A 15347-nucleotide genomic window follows, 5' to 3' on the forward strand; every position below is an offset into this window, starting at 1 on the left:
ACCCGGCACATCAAACCGGTTGCCTGCCCCTTCACATCCCGTTTCATTCACGTCCATGACGCAAGCAAACCGAACGCGCCGGTTCACCTTTCCCGCAAGCTCACCACGTCTTCCCGCGTTCTGGCAAGTCAACACCTGCGGATAAACGTCCGCACGGCAAATCGATCAGTGCCCGATTGAACAATTTCGATCTGCCGCGCGTCCTTGCAGGCCACAGCAAGACGGCCTATTCGCTCAAATAGAACTCATCCATCCGGTGGATGCCGAAATGAGCACCCGGATCCCAGCCATAGATGCCCTCAAGCGGAACATTCTTGACACCCTTGATCACAACCGGCTGACGGACGCCGGACACCAGACCGATATGGATGGTTTCCTCGGCATGGATCTGAAGAATCTCGTCCCAGATCTTGGTGCGCTCTTCCGGTGTCTTCGACACGAGCCAGGACCGGTAGAGTTCCATCAAGCGCTCGGCCGGCGGCCAGTCGGGCTTTTCGCCGCCCTCGCCCCGGGTTTCGTAATAGTCGCCCCAGGAGTGCCACGACAACTCGTCACCGCGGACGGGAACATAGTCTGAAGGTGGCATTTCCGAGGTGGGAATGCCGTTTTCGAAGCCCCACCAGACAGACATCAGGAGATCACCTGCGATGGCGCGCTCGCGCATGTTGTCGCGCTGGCTTGGCTTCGCGAACAGCTTGACGCCGATCTCGGCCCACATCTCACTGACAAGCTCAAGGGCATCTTCCTGAACCTGCGCTTCACCGGCAGTCTCCACGATGATCTCGAGCGGACGGCCATCGGGAAGCAGTCTGATGCCGTCATCGTCGCGCTCGGTCAGGCCGATCTCGTCCAGAAGCGCGTTCGCCTTTTCCGGATCGTAGCCGGCCCACTTGCTCGTAAGCTCGGGCTTGTACAGCGGACTTGCGGCCAGAACCGTGTCGTTGCCGGGTGTGCCGAGGCCGAAGAACAGCACACGATTGAGCAGAACCCGGTCAATTCCGAGCGACAGTGCATGCCGGAAACGCGAGTCGCGCAGGAGTTCGCGCCAGACCGGGTCTTTCACGGTCAGATTCGGCTTGATGGCAATTTCAGATCCCTTGCTGTTGGACCAGAGCGCCGTCTTGTAGTCGTTCTGCTTTTCGCCCTTCTTGAGGACGGTGATATCGGCGAAACTCAGGTTCCGCGCCTGAAGATTGCTTTCCCCGGCCTGTGCCTTGGCCGGGATCAGTTTCCCGTCGGCGACAGTCATGATGACCTCGTCGATATAGGGAAGCTGCTGACCTGTGCTGTCGACGCGGTGATAGTAGGGATTGCGTTCCAGAATGAACCGCAGATCGCTGTCGTCGCGCTTGCGAACCCAGGGCTGCAGTGTCGGAAGATCGACATTGCGCGCGTTGTACATGTCGTCTTTCTTGTTGTGCAGCGGTGCCCAGCTGCGCGCCTTCACCTTTTCCGCTTCCTTGGCGATGAAATCCGGGTCGCCGTACTTCTCGTGGAACTGCCGCAGGTAGTGCGACGGCCGGTAGATAAATGGCGGACGGGATTTTGCCAGTTCTGGCAGGAACAGCGGGTTCGGCTCGTCCCAGGTGAAGCGGACAGTCGTGTCGTCGAGCACCTCGAATTTCGGTCCCTTTCCGTTCACCAGGAGAAACGGCGGCAGGCCCGAAGGCGTCAGATTTTCGTCGCTGACGATATCTTCGAAGTAATAGCGGATATCCTCTGCGTCGAAGGGATCGCCATCGGACCATTTGTGGCCTTCCCGTGTATGCAGCGTGAAGATCCTGCCGTCTTCAACGTCAACGGCCGCGAGAATGTCGGGAACCAGCTCAAGTTTGTCGTTGTAGCCGACCAGACGCGAATATCCCCAGACATTGATGAGGCGCACGTCCTTTGCCCGGCCGATCAGCGTATCGAGCGATCCACCGTGCTTGCCGACTTCACGGCCCTTGGCTTCCAGGTCGACAATCAGCGGTTCGGACGGTATGCGCTCGGCGATCGGCGGAAGCGACGGGTCGAGGCCGGGCGTCTCCTTCAATTCCAGCGCCGCCAGCGGCGTTGTGAACAAGGCTGCCCCTAACAGCAACCCCGCTCTTTTCAGATGTACAAACTTCATGCTGCAGTCCCCTCAAGTGCCCCGGGATTCTTCAGTCCGGGTGCGCAAACAAAATGATCTGGCTCCATTTCCACCAGAGACGGCACAGTGCCGTCGGAAATCCGGAACGGGTCCGGCCACAAGTGCGGCTCGCTTGCCCTGTTGGCGTCGAGCGCGGCGAAATCCAAAGGCGTCGACAGATCCGGTTCCGGAACGGCCGACAAGAGTGCCTTCGTGTAAGGATGAAGCGGGTTACTGACGACAGTGCGCGTTTCTCCCATCTCCACAAGACGGCCACGGCACATGACCGCGATGCGATCGGCGACGTAATCGACAACGGCAAGGTTATGGCTGACGAAGAGGTAAGTCAGGTTGAGATCGCGCTTGAGATCCTGAAGCAGATTCAGAATCTGCGCCTGCACCGAGACGTCCAGCGCAGAAGTCGGCTCGTCGCACAGGATGAATTCGGGATTGAGCGCAAGCGCCCGCGCGATGCCGATGCGCTGCCTCTGCCCACCGGAGAAGGAATGCGGATAGCGGCGCAGGAACCTGGGGTCGAGACCGACCAGGCTCATCAGGTTGCGCACGCGTTCCGCGCGCTCCTGCTGCGTTCCGATCCCGTGCACTTCAAACGGCTCGAGCAGCGTGTCGTTGATGGTCATCCGCGGATTGAGCGATGAAAACGGGTCCTGGAAAATAAGCTGAACCCGGCGGCGGTAATCCATGAGATCCGCGCCCTTCAGGTTGGCGACGTCCTCCAGTCCGTTGCCGCGATTGTAGAGCACCTCTCCGCCTTCGATGGGAAGCGCGCGCAAGATGGCTTTCGCCGCAGTGGTCTTGCCGGAACCGGACTCGCCGACCAGCCCGAGGCATTCTCCCCGGCGGATCGTCAGACTGATGTTATCCAGCGCGGTCATCGTCTTGGTCTTGGTACTCAGGAGAGAGCCCTTGCGCAGCGAAAACCGCTTGGTGACGTTGCGCATCTCGACAAGCGGCTCACCCGGCTCCACGTCGCAATGCGGCCGGTTGCTGGTCAGGTCTTCCGACTTGAGCTCGATCGGACGTATGGGAACAAGACGCTCGTCCTTGTCCATGTGGAAACTCGGCACCGCGTTCAGAAGCGCTTTCAGGTAGTCGTGCTGCGGATCTGAAAACAGCTGCTCGGCCGTCCCCTTTTCCATGATCCGGCCGTGGTAGATGACGGCAATTTCGTCGGCCATGTTCGCAACCACGCCGAAATCGTGCGTGATCATGAGGACCGACATGCGCAGCTCGGACTGTACCTCGCGAATAAGTTTGAGGATTTCGGCCTGGATCGTCACGTCCAACGCTGTTGTCGGTTCATCGGCGATCAGGAGAGCCGGATGGCAGATCATCGCCATCGCGATCATTGCGCGCTGGCGAAGACCGCCTGACAGTTCGAATGGATATGTATCCAGCGCCCGGGCAGGATCGGGAAACTGGACCAGCCGCAGCATTTCTGAGGTCAGTTCGCGCGCCTCGGCCCCGGACACATTTCTGTGCAGCAGCGCAGCCTCGCCGATCTGGTCGCCGATCGTGTGCAGCGGGGACAGCGATGTCATGGGTTCCTGGAAGATGATCGCGACGCGGTTGCCGCGCAGATGCCTCATCTCCGGGCCCTTGCGTTCAAGCCCGGCAATGTCCACCGGCGGTTCGGCGCCGGTCGGGTCGGCGAGGATCACCTTGCCGGAGGTTATCGAAGCTGCCTGGGGCAGCAGGCCCATGATTGTCTGGGAAATTACCGTCTTGCCGGAGCCGGATTCGCCAACAAGCGCGACCGTTCGGTTTTCGGGAACGACAAAGGAAACGTCGTCAACTGCCCGAACACGGCCTTCAGCCGTATCAAAATCAACCGTCAGTCCCTCGATCGAGAGAACATTCACCGCGCATTTCCTCCCCGGCAAGGATTGTCTGCAAGAGCCTTAATAAGCCTTCTTTGCATCAGCAAGACAACCAAATTCGCCGTCGATTAGCAATGCAGAAATGCAGGCAAATGCGCAGCGATATTCATCACTTTGATCAGAATCCTGTCTTTTTTTCAGAATCTTGCGAGCAAGTGCTGAAGACACACCTGATTTGATGCCATTACTCGGCTGCCGAAACGGGAAGCTTTTCTTTGCCTGACGGATCTGCAGCGGCCTCCGGATAGGGATCTATCCAGTAGACCTCCATCAATCCGCTGCGTCCCCGCAGATGATGCGCGCCAACGGGGCGCTTGTTGTGTTCGCGCGGCAACCTTGCGACCGTGTCGGCGCTCGCAAGTATCGTCAACTCCGGGTCGCCGTCGACTTCCTTGCCAAGCGTTTGCAGCCGTTCCGCCGCATTCACGGTATCTCCGACGACGGTATAGTTCCACCGGTCGAGCGCGCCGACATTGCCGACAACGGCGGGACCCGTGTGGATGCCTATCCTGGTCTTGATAACCGGACGGCCCTCGGACCGGCAGCGCTGGTTGGATTCCTTCAATGCCTGGGCAATGCGCCTTGCGGTCCTGACGGCGGCTTCGGCATGATCGGGACGTTCATCGGGTGCACCCCAGAACGCGAGCATGCCGTCCCCGAGAAACTTGTCGACTGTGCCCCCTTCCGACTCCACGGCTTCGACCAGTATCGCAAAGTGATCATTTAGTATCCGGGCGGTTTCTTCCGCGCTCAAATGTTCGGACAAGGCCGTGAAGCCGACAATGTCGGTGAAAAGAATGGTCAGTTCCGCCTCGCGGGCCTGCGCTGCCTCGCCGCCACCCAACCGCATCAGCTTGATGAACAGGGATCGCGGCACGTAGGTGTTCATCGCCTTCAGCCCCTCGACCATGGAGTTGAATGCGAGTGCCACCTGATCAATCTCGGCAACCCTGCTGCGCGGCATCGGTTCGACTTCGTTCAGCGACAGGCTTCCAACCCGTTCGGACTGCACCGCCAGATTGCGCAACGGCCTCGCGACCCTGCGGCCAAGCCAGAATGCGATCAAGACCGAGATTACCAGGGCTCCGAAACCGACGAACATCGAGCCGGCCAGCCTGCGGACCTCACGGGACACGGTTGCGCTCTGGTAGTACTGTCCGATTGTCCATGGCTGGTCGCTGAACCCGTCCAGCGATGCCTTCATCATGATGTATTCTTCGTCTTCCGCCTCGACGAAAGACACATCGATGCCAAGCTCTGCGGCTTTCTGAAACTCTTCTATCGGCTGTTCGCCTGCCATGGCTTCCAGCACCGGATCACCGATCTTCTGCCAGGCCGCGGGCAGCTTGTTCTCAATCGCACCACCGGTCTGCAGACGATCGGCATCCGAATGCATGATGACCCGGCCGGACCCGTCAAGGATGAATACCGTGTTGTCTTGCCCTTCGTCCTGTGCCCTGACGATGTGTGAGAGATCTTCCATCGAACTCGCGGCCGTCAGCGTGCCGATCAAGACACCGTCCCTCACCAGCGGTACGGACACGTTCGCAAAAAGGCCGACTTCATGTTCGACGAGCGCTCCCCAGGTCGGTGGGCTGCCCGGTTCAAGCATTGGCAGGCTGGCCGGTGTCATCCCCGGCGTCGGCACGTCGGTCTCGATCCGCCAGAGTTTTCCCGATGGCGCACGGTAGATGCCAAGCCGTCTTCCGTCGGGCGCAGTCACAGCAAGCGTGGTCACGTCGCTGTTCGACTTCAGTGCGATGGACAGGTCTTCCAGTGTCCGATCTGGATCGTCGATGCGCAGGGTGCCGTCGTCAAAATAGGGTTTCAGTCCGACCACGGCATTTTCGACGGACGTGAAATGCGTCCGCAGTTGCGATTCCAGCGCATCCGTACTCAGGATCGTCTTGTCGTTGAGAAGGGAAAAGGTGTTGCTGAAATTGGCGCTGACCGAAAGTCCGAGCACCAGACCGATGGCCAGGGCCACGAACGCGCCGAAGCCCATGCCGACAATGGAAGTCAGCGGGAGCTTCATCCGTCGATCCTGGCGCTTGCCGTCGGCCATCCGGCGCTCATCCTCTCGTTGCTTTCAGTAGCTTACCTGCCAGACTGTTTGCGTCAAATTAAGGCGAAGACAGAATCGACCTTCCTTTGGCACCATTCCGGCGTTACCCGGATTGGCCGGTGAATTGCCGCAATGCGAGTTCCTGAAGCAAAAGGATCGTCTTCGCGTCGCTGATCTCACCGTTGCGGATCATCGCCAGCGCTTCCTTCAGCGGAACGTGCAGCACCTCGATGTCCTCACCCTCGCTCTCTTCGCCGCCGCCTTCCGAGACCTTGTTGTTCGGATGATAGGTGCCCTTGTAGAATGAAAGGTATTCGGTCACCGAACCCGGACTCATGTGCACATCAAACAGATGTTCGAGCGCAGACACCTCGTATCCGGTTTCCTCGACAAGTTCGGACCGCATGCGCTCTTCCGGGTTTGCGCCTTCCAGCAGTCCGGCAGGCGTTTCGATGAGAAAAGGGTCCTTGCCGTTCAGCAGCACCGGCAGACGGAACTGGCGCGTCAGGAGAACACAGTCCGTGTCCGGATCGTGAAGCAGGCAGGTTACCCCGTTGCCGCGATCATAGGCTTCGCGGATCTGCTCCTGCCAGGAACCGTCGCTGCGGCGGTAATCGAACCTGTAGCGGGTCAGCCTGCCCCAGTTGTCGGACAGAAGCGTCTGATCGATGAAACGCAAATAATCGGTATCGTTCGGCAAAGGGACGTCCTCAAATAAACATGCTCAGGTTTCGGACGTGCTGTCGGGTGCAAGTCCGAGTTCGCTCAATATTTCCAGCGTGTGTTCGCCCAGAGACGGCGCTGCGCGTTCAAGCACCAGATTGCCGTTCGCGAACGCGATCGGCGTGCGAACGGACGGGACACTGCCGCCTTCAACGCCATCAGCGGGCAGATCGACCTTCAGTTGCCGATGACCGACCTGCTGATCGTCAAACACATCCGCAACGGAGTTGATCGGCCCAGCCGGAACGCCCTCCAGTTCGAGCGCGGCCAGCAGATCGTCCCTGGCACGGATAGAGGTTTCCGCGCTGATCAGGGGCACAAGTTCGGTCCTCGCGGCAACACGGGCGGCATTGGTCGCGAATTTCGGCAGACCGGCAAGTTCGGGCACACCCAAAACCCCGCACAACCGCTTGAACTGTCCATCATTGCCGACAGCAATGATCAGATGACCGTCACTCGCGGGAAAGACCTGATAAGGCACGATATTCGGATGGGCGTTGCCGAGGCGTCTGGGGGCCTTGCCGGAGACGAAATAGTTGAGCGCCTGATTGGCAAGAACGGCAACCTGGGCATCGAGCAAAGCCATGTCGACCCACTCGCCTTCCCCTGTCTTGTCCCGCCGGCGCAGGGCGGAGAGGATACCGATCACGCCGTAAAGCCCGGTGAAGATATCTGCAAACGCGACCCCGATTTTCTGCGGGGCGCCTTCCGGTTCTCCGGTCAGATCCATGATGCCGCCCATGCCCTGGATCATGAAGTCATAACCGGCGCGGTGGGCATAGGGACCGTCCTGTCCAAAACCGGTTATGGAACAGTAGATCAGCTTCGGATTGACCTTTTTGAGGCTGTCGTGGTCGAGCCCGTATTTCTTGAGGCCACCGACCTTGAAATTCTCGATCAGGACATCGGCTCCGGCGACGAGCCGCCTGACCGTCTCCTGTCCCTCCGGGGTCCGAAAGTCAGCGACAATCGACCGTTTGCCGCGATTGCAGGCGTGGAAATACGCCGCATCGCGCTCAGTGCCTTCCTCGTCCTTGACGAAAGGAGGTCCCCACCCGCGTGTGTCGTCACCCTGCGGGCTCTCCACCTTGACGACATCCGCTCCAAGATCCGCGAGTGTCTGGCCTGTCCAGGGACCTGCCAGGATTCTGGCGAGTTCGACAACCTTTATGCCTTCAAGGGGCGCTGACATTGGTTCAATTCCCGGGGTTCTTGAGAGGGTCTCAGGCTTCTGCGGTCTTGCGGTAGATATGATACCGGCCCGGATGAATGCCATCCGGTTTTTCCAGGATTTCGAAATTTGCCAGATTGAGCTGGAGTGCCGTCAGAATGTAGCCGCCGACCGCCATCCGTTGATCGATCAGTGGTTCCAACCAACTGACAATGGCCAGATCATTGGTCGGATCTGCGGATCCGATGTCGATATGGGCAAAGGAGGCCCTGGCGCCGACACGCGGGCCGCAAAAGGCCAGCGTGTCACGGATGTCGCCCAGGATCATGTGATCGGCATCGGGCGCGCAACTCGGATGGCAGTTCATCGCGAAATCGAAGACAAAGATCTCCTTATCCGGATAGATTTCGCGAAGGTGATCATATGTGCGGCCATTGCCAAGCCCCAGCTCCAGGACCGGTCCCTCGACCGCATTCACCTTGTCGACGAGGTGTTCCAGCAAGATTTTCTGCGATGTCATGCGGCGGATAAAGCTGTCCAGACGACTCATAAAACATATCCCTGTGACTCATGTGGCCCCTCACATAGTCAAACGGGAGCCGGAGGTCAAAAGCCACGCGCCGGCTTGCGGCACAAACGTGCGTGCCGAGAAGCTGAAACAGCACTTTGCCATAATCCGCGATCATGGTAACGCGTAGGCCAAAGGACCTTGGGCGCGACTCCCGGTCCGCAAACACTAGGGTACGGACTCATAAATGACGCCGATTTGGCGGCAGAAATGGCAAAACCTCGGGAGGAAGCGTGTGCAGAGCGGGCTTTATGCCCGGTCAAGCGCGGTGACGCTGCGAGATACAGCCATTTTGCCGTCCTTCGGATTTGGCCGTTTTGGCCGTCTGCCACGTCGCGAAAGGCTTGAAAATGAACCACATTTCCTGTGCTTTCGCTCCTTGCAGTTGGTCAAAACGATCCAAACCAAATTGACTTCATTTATGAGTCCGTACCCTAAAGAAAAACAAGTTCTGGAGACCTGAATGCGTTCAGAATCGGCGCCGGCAATACGGCTGGAAGATTATCAACCGCCCGCCTATCGCATCGACACGGTTCACCTGACCATCCGTCTTCATCCGAGCGAAACAGAAATAGTCTCTGTTGTCTCGGTTACTCCCGCCGAAGGCACCGCAACCGGGACACCATTTGTTCTGGACGGGGACGACCTGACACTGCGCGGCCTTGCCCTGAACGGCGAAACGCTGGAGGAAGACGCCTATTCGGTCACGCCGGAGAGACTTGAGCTGTTCAGCCCGCCTGCGGAGCCTTTTGAACTCTCGGTCACGACAACCATCAATCCGGATGCGAATACGCAACTGATGGGTCTCTACAGATCGTCCGGCACTTATTGCACCCAGTGCGAGGCGGAAGGCTTCCGGCGGATCACCTATTTTCTGGACCGCCCCGATGTGCTTGCGGTCTATACGACCCGTATCGAAGCTTCCAGAACGGATTGTCCCATCCTGCTTGCCAACGGCAATCCGGTAGAGGCCGGCGATATTGACAATTCCGACCGTCATTTCTGCGTGTGGCACGATCCACATCCGAAACCGGCCTACCTGTTTGCGCTTGTCGCGGGCGATCTTGCCCGCGTGCAGGACAGCTTCGAGACGATGTCAGGCGCCTTGGTCGAGCTCAACATCTTCGTCGAACACGGCAATGAAGCGATGTGTGCCTGGGCCATGGATTCCCTCAAGCGCTCCATGAGATGGGATGAAGAAACCTTCGGCCTGGAATACGACCTTGAGGTGTTCAACATCGTTGCCGTGTCCGATTTCAACATGGGCGCGATGGAAAACAAGGGCCTCAACATCTTCAACGACAAGTATGTTCTGGCTGACCCGGAAACAGCGACAGACCAGGACTATGCCAACATCGAAGCGGTCATCGCCCACGAATACTTTCACAACTGGACCGGAAACCGGATCACGTGCCGCGACTGGTTTCAGCTCTGCCTCAAGGAAGGGTTGACGGTCTTCCGGGACCAGGAATTCACCTCGGACATGCGTTCGCGTCCGGTCAAGCGGATCGCCGATGTCAGACTTCTGAAATCACATCAGTTTCCCGAGGATGCGGGGCCGTTGGCACACCCTGTCAGGCCACGCGCCTATCACGAAATCAACAACTTCTATACGGCAACCGTCTACGAAAAGGGTGCGGAAGTGGTCCGCATGCTCAAGACGGTTCTCGGCGCGGCGGATTTCAGAAAGGGGCTGGATCTCTATTTTGAAAGGCATGATGGCGACGCGACAACCATCGAAGCGTTTCTGGCCTGTTTCGAGGATGCGACGGAGACCGACCTTTCCCAGTTCGCGCGCTGGTACGAACAGGCGGGAACGCCGGTGATATCCGTCAAGACACGGCACGATCCCGAGCGCCAGACCTTCACTGTCGACCTTGCGCAGGAAATCCCACCGGTTCCAGGACAGAAAACCAGCAAACCCGCCCTTATACCCCTGCGTTTCGGTCTGGTCGGTGCCGACGGCAACGACATGATTGCTGCCAGGGTGGACGGCATTGAGATTGCCGGCGACGTGATGCTGATGGAAAAAGCCCGGCAGAAAGTCACGTTCTCAGGCGTTGCGTCCAAGCCCGTGTTATCGCTGTTGCGCGGGTTTTCAGCTCCGGTTCGGCTCGATCAGACCCAAAGCGAAGACGACTTGAAACTTCTGGCGGCAAGAGACAGCGATCCCTTCAATCGCTGGCAGGCCGTGCAGACACTTGCAATGCAGGAACTGCTCAGGTTGACGCAACGTGCCAGGAGCAACGAAACGCTTGACCCGTCGCACAGCGTTGTCGAGGTCTTCGGCAGGGTACTCCAGGACGCGGAGCTTGATCCGGCCCTCAAGGCACTCGCGCTCACGTTGCCAAGCGAGGCCGATATTGCGCAGGAGGTTGGCAAGGATGTCGACCCGGACGCCATTCACGCTGCACGACAGAGACTGCGCACAGAAATTGCGGTGCGGCACCGCGCTGCGCTGTCCGCCGCGCTCAACGACTTCATGCCGTCCGGAGCCTATTCGCCCGATGCACAAACGGCCGGAAAACGCGCATTGTCCAATCGGGCTCTTCACTATTACGCGGTCTCTGGTGCAGACGATGCGTCCGAAATCGTCTGGGAGCGCTTCGACGGTGCGGACAACATGACAGACCGCATCGGCTGTCTGACCCTGCTCACGCACGACGAGATGCCAGACAGGGATAAGGCGCTGGATGCCTATCGCGTGCGTCATGAAGACAATTCGCTGGCCATGGACAAATGGTTCATGGTCCAGGCGACCGCGCCCGGACCGGATACTCTCGAGCATGTGCAATCACTTAAGTCGGGCTCCCTGTTCGAGGAAAGCAATCCCAACAGGGTGCGCGCCCTGCTGCAATCCTTCGCAACAGGCAATCCGACACAGTTCGCACGGATAGATGGCGCGGGTTTCGAATTTATCGTCGAGTCGGTTCTGGAAATAGACAAACGCAATCCGCAGGTCGCATCGCGGCTTTTGACCAGCTTCCGTTCGTGGAGGGCGTTGGAGTCGGTGCGTTGTGCACTGGCAGAGTCTGCGCTCTTGAAGATTTCGTCATGCGAAGAACTATCGAGGGATAGCAGGGATATCATCGACAGGACGTTGCAATAGTACACAATACTGGAAAAAGTTAACAAAACCGCCCCGACTCTGCGAAGGCGTTAACCATTTTCTTCTTGGAAGGGACTGGACAAGAACCGCATATTTGATTCAAATGGAAGTGATTCGGAGCACTCTCCGATGCGGCGGATTTTGAGGCACACTTTCCATGGCGCGAGCACTGACTGGCGACGCATCCACGCGTGGCCACGAAAAGGATTCGAACGCTGAAAAGAGTTCAGGCGAGACGCGCCCGCAGCTCAAGTCAGCCCTGGCAGCCCTGCGCAATGTGATCGTCACGTCCGACACGATCATACGCCGCATCATTCCCGGCCTGGCCATCATCTTCATCATCGTGCTTGCTCTTTTCCGCGCCGGCGAGCTGGTATCGAGCCATACGGAAACCGAGAAATCCGCTCAAACGACGCTTAGCCTGATGGCTTCGGTGGTGGCGATCCGGCTGAACGCCGTCCAGGACACGCTTCCGGTCAACGGCTTCCGGACCACATTGAAACGCGCGCTGGCGGACAGTCTTCCCGCAGGCGCTACCGGCAAGTCCCGGGTCTTTCTCATTGCTGACAAGCGCGGAACGATCGCTGCGACGGCTCCGGCGCATCCGGCACTTGAGGGCAAGCCGATCACGACCCTTCTGAGCCCGTCTCAGCCCCTCACCGTTTTCGGAGCCCGAGCCGGCGTACTGACAATTCCGGTCGCTCTGGGAACTGACGGCGAAAGCGAAAACTTCCTGGCAACAGTGCATCATCTCGACGGTAATCTCGGAATGATCGCGGTTCTGCAGCCGGAAAGCGCCGTGTTCGCAAGCTGGAGGGATGACCTTTCCGCCAACGTCACGCTCTTTGTCGGAACGTCGCTGGTTCTGCTTGCCGTTATCTATGGCTTTTTCAGCCAGGCAACGCGGGCCGAACATGCCGATGAGATGTATGCGGCGACACGCGGACGGATCGATACCGCCCTCACCCATGGCCGCTGTGGGCTGTTCGACTGGGACCTGTCGCGCGGACGCATGTTCTGGTCGTCGTCGCTTTATGAACTGCTCGGGCGTGAGCCGAAAGACGACATTCTGAGCTTTGCCGACGTGGCTGACATCACCCATCCGGACGATATCGACCTGCTTGGCCTTGCGGAGCACCTGCTTGAAACCGGCGAAACGCTGGTGGACGAGACCTTCAGGATGCGCCATGCCGACGGCAGTTGGATCTGGCTGCGTGCGCGCGGCGAAATCCAGTCCGAGCCAGGACGTGCCGAACCGCACCTGATCGGGATCTGCATCGACATTACCGAACAGCACCGGCTGGCCGAACAGAGCCGCATGGCAGATCTGCGCCTTCGTGACGCGATCGAAACCATCTCCGAGGCCTTCGTGCTTTGGAATGCGAAAAACGAGCTGGTGATCTGCAACTCCAATTACCAGTCGCTGCACAGCCTGCCGAGCTATGTCATCAAGGCCGGAACGCCTTATGGCGATGTGATGGCAGCCGCGTCGAACGCAGAAGTCGCACCGCAACCGGTGACGGTGAACCAGCGCGGTGGCGCTCCGGAAGGATCCTACGAGGCGCAGCTGGAAGATGGCCGCTGGCTGCAGATTTCAGAGCGGCGGACCAAGGACGGCGGTTTCGTGTCCGTCGGGACGGACATCACGGCGCTGAAAAAACACGAAGAAAAGCTGATGGAGTCCGAGAAGCGGTTGAAGGCAACCGTTTCGGACCTGCAGAAGTCCCGCCAGACACTTGAATTCCAGGCCCGCCAGCTTGTCGAGATGGCCGACAAGTACCAGGAAGAAAAGACCCGCGCCGAAGCGGCCAACCAGGCGAAATCGGAATTCCTTGCAAACATCTCGCACGAGCTCAGAACACCGCTCAATGCGATCATCGGTTTCTCCGACATCATGACACAGGAGATGTTCGGACCGATCGGAACCGACCGTTATTCCGACTATTGCAAGGACATCTATTCTTCCGGGACCTATCTTCTCAACGTGATCAACGACATTCTGGACATGTCGAAGATCGAGGCCGGGCGGATGTCGATCGATACCGAAGTGGTCTGCGCCTCATCGGCCGCCGAGGACGCCAGCCGGATTGTTACCGGCGCTGCGACCGAAAAGAACATATCCGTCAGCACGGATGTCGGCCAGGACCTCATGGTTCATGCCGACAAGCGGGCCCTGAAACAGATCCTGCTGAACCTTCTTGCAAACGCCGTCAAGTTCACGTCGGACAGCGGCGTGGTGACGCTCAAGGCGGAACCGCGCGGCGACAAGCTCAGGTTCGAGGTCAAGGATACGGGGATCGGCATTTCGGAGCGCGATATCGAACGGCTCGCCCAGCCCTTCGTTCAGGTCGAGAACCAGTTCACGAAAACGCACCAGGGCTCTGGTCTCGGCCTCGCCATCGCCCGCTCGCTGGTCGAGCTGCACGGCGGAAAACTCACGATTCATTCCGAAGTGAAAAAAGGCACGACGGTCATCTTTACGCTGCCACTGGCTGAAGAAGAAATCGGCGCTTAGAGCTCTTTTCTCTCAAGCGCGGGAGGCGGTCACGACGCCGCCCCCTTGCAAAGACGCTTCGATTTTCAGGCGATCATTTCAGATCCTGATGCCCTTGAGCCAGTTCAACAGCCGCATTTTCTCGACCATTCCCCCGTTCAACCCGTTCATCTTGTTGGAGTATCTTGTCAGGCTCGCCCGATCGGCCATGCCCTGATAGTCGCAAACAAACGTTGTCATGTTCGTCCCGGGGGTTGTTTCCATCTGGTACCCGAACATCTCCAGACCCACGAGTTCACGGCCCGTTACAAAATATCTGTTGTTGTTCGCGTCCCAGAAGCCGTTGGCTCCGTTGATATCGGTCTCCAGTACGAAGCGCTTGTGAGCATGGACCGCGCCAAGCACCCAGCAATCGTTGATCAGGATCGACCAGTCCTTCAGTTTCTGGACATTGATTGCACCGCCGGGCGACAGGTTGTACCGGTTCTGACCATCAAGGTCGAACACCCAATAGAGCTGCCGTGTCTGCGCAAGGCGGCCCATGAACATGTCGCCGCCCTGCTGGAAAGACTTCTGATAAACGCGCCACGCAATGTCCGATGACAGCCTGGCCAGAGTGGCGTTCGCACCGACTGTCAGCCTTTCGTAGACCTCCCGCTCGCGCGGATTTTGCATGAATTGCAGTTCGCCAAGATTGTAGTTGGCCCTGGCGGAGCGCATCAGGTCATGTTCGAATTCCATTCTTGAATACATGTGCTTTGCCTCGTTTCCAGTGTTTCGTTGAGGTGCGGTTGCACAAAGAAACATGGCAACTGAGGCCGCTCCTTCCGTGTGACACGCGGCACAGCGAAAGTGACCTTTCGGCAATTTCCTGGATTTCGGGGGGGCACAGCCAGCCGTCAGAAGACACCAGAAGCTTTTCCAAGGAACGCGAAGATTGCAGACACAGGACAAGTGGTGGTGGTGGAAACCTGCTGCCCCATGCGGCAAACGCGGCTTGAACTAGGTTTTTTGCAGTCACGTCATTCCGGACGACTGACGGGCCCGGCTTTCAACCGCCCGCTGGTCGAGCTGCGTGGCAGGGCGCCCAGGGTTCATTGCAAGGCGGAAAAGGGGCCGCCCTCAGTTTCACGCGTCCGGTTGCGGAACACGATACCAACTGAGCAGCGGCACCCCTGTCATTCCTGTTTCATTCAATTTGCA

The 15347-nt window shown here is 58.6% G+C and carries 10 protein-coding genes; 3 read left to right on the forward strand and 7 right to left on the reverse strand.

Going from position 1 to position 15347, the window contains the following annotated elements:
* Positions 1-226: 226 nt before the first annotated feature.
* From RBB49_RS12760 to RBB49_RS12785, 6 genes are all read right to left on the reverse strand, one after another.
* Complete coding sequence (locus RBB49_RS12760; protein ID WP_306143189.1) at positions 227-2113, reverse strand: ABC transporter substrate-binding protein; 1887 nt, start codon at positions 2111-2113, stop codon at positions 227-229.
* Positions 2110-3996, reverse strand: a complete 1887-nt coding sequence (locus RBB49_RS12765) for an ABC transporter ATP-binding protein (RefSeq protein WP_306143190.1) — start codon at positions 3994-3996, stop codon at positions 2110-2112. Before RBB49_RS12765 ends, RBB49_RS12760 begins: the two co-directional genes overlap by 4 nt.
* A 202-nt stretch (positions 3997-4198) precedes the next feature.
* Positions 4199-6049, reverse strand: coding sequence for an adenylate/guanylate cyclase domain-containing protein (locus RBB49_RS12770; RefSeq protein WP_306143191.1), 1851 nt, complete (start codon positions 6047-6049; stop codon positions 4199-4201).
* A gap of 133 nt (positions 6050-6182) precedes the next feature.
* Positions 6183-6779: an NUDIX domain-containing protein gene (locus tag RBB49_RS12775; RefSeq protein WP_306143192.1), complete on the reverse strand. Its 597-nt coding sequence runs from the start codon at positions 6777-6779 to the stop codon at positions 6183-6185.
* Between the two features lie 24 nt (positions 6780-6803).
* Complete coding sequence (locus RBB49_RS12780) at positions 6804-7994, reverse strand: CaiB/BaiF CoA-transferase family protein (RefSeq protein ID WP_306143193.1); 1191 nt, start codon at positions 7992-7994, stop codon at positions 6804-6806.
* Between the two features lie 31 nt (positions 7995-8025).
* Complete coding sequence (locus tag RBB49_RS12785) at positions 8026-8523, reverse strand: class I SAM-dependent methyltransferase (RefSeq protein ID WP_306143194.1); 498 nt, start codon at positions 8521-8523, stop codon at positions 8026-8028.
* A gap of 205 nt (positions 8524-8728) precedes the next feature.
* Here RBB49_RS12785 and RBB49_RS12790 point away from each other — a divergent pair, with 205 nt between their 5' ends.
* The 3 genes from RBB49_RS12790 (at position 8729) to RBB49_RS12800 (ending at position 14165) form a co-directional block, all read left to right on the forward strand.
* Positions 8729-9004 carry a hypothetical protein gene (locus tag RBB49_RS12790; protein WP_306143195.1) on the forward strand — a complete coding sequence of 92 codons (276 nt, stop codon included), beginning with the start codon at positions 8729-8731 and terminating at the stop codon, positions 9002-9004.
* Complete coding sequence (gene pepN / locus RBB49_RS12795; RefSeq protein WP_306143196.1) at positions 9005-11650, forward strand: aminopeptidase N; 2646 nt, start codon at positions 9005-9007, stop codon at positions 11648-11650.
* Positions 11651-11807: 157 nt separating this feature from the next.
* Positions 11808-14165 carry a PAS domain-containing sensor histidine kinase gene (locus RBB49_RS12800; protein WP_306143197.1) on the forward strand — a complete coding sequence of 786 codons (2358 nt, stop codon included), beginning with the start codon at positions 11808-11810 and terminating at the stop codon, positions 14163-14165.
* A 78-nt stretch (positions 14166-14243) separates the two neighbouring features.
* Here RBB49_RS12800 and RBB49_RS12805 read toward each other — a convergent pair whose 3' ends face one another.
* Positions 14244-14897 carry a hypothetical protein gene (locus RBB49_RS12805; protein ID WP_306143198.1) on the reverse strand — a complete coding sequence of 218 codons (654 nt, stop codon included), beginning with the start codon at positions 14895-14897 and terminating at the stop codon, positions 14244-14246.
* Between the last annotated feature and the right edge of the window lie 450 nt (positions 14898-15347).

Origin of the sequence: Roseibium sp. MMSF_3412 (assembly GCF_030733265.1) — a bacterium.
Classification (GTDB): domain Bacteria; phylum Pseudomonadota; class Alphaproteobacteria; order Rhizobiales; family Stappiaceae; genus Roseibium.

Excerpts from the sequence above, each read along its gene's own strand:
- RBB49_RS12760 (WP_306143189.1), bottom strand. The coding sequence starts at position 2,113 with ATGAAGTTTGTACATCTGAAAAGAGCGGGGTTGCTGTTAGGGGCAGCC.
- RBB49_RS12770 (WP_306143191.1), bottom strand. The coding sequence starts at position 6,049 with ATGAAGCTCCCGCTGACTTCCATTGTCGGCATGGGCTTCGGCGCGTTC.
- RBB49_RS12780 (WP_306143193.1), bottom strand. The coding sequence starts at position 7,994 with ATGTCAGCGCCCCTTGAAGGCATAAAGGTTGTCGAACTCGCCAGAATC.
- RBB49_RS12785 (WP_306143194.1), bottom strand. The coding sequence starts at position 8,523 with ATGAGTCGTCTGGACAGCTTTATCCGCCGCATGACATCGCAGAAAATC.
- RBB49_RS12790 (WP_306143195.1), top strand. The coding sequence starts at position 8,729 with ATGACGCCGATTTGGCGGCAGAAATGGCAAAACCTCGGGAGGAAGCGT.
- pepN (WP_306143196.1), top strand. The coding sequence starts at position 9,005 with ATGCGTTCAGAATCGGCGCCGGCAATACGGCTGGAAGATTATCAACCG.
- RBB49_RS12800 (WP_306143197.1), top strand. The coding sequence starts at position 11,808 with ATGGCGCGAGCACTGACTGGCGACGCATCCACGCGTGGCCACGAAAAG.
- RBB49_RS12805 (WP_306143198.1), bottom strand. The coding sequence starts at position 14,897 with ATGTATTCAAGAATGGAATTCGAACATGACCTGATGCGCTCCGCCAGG.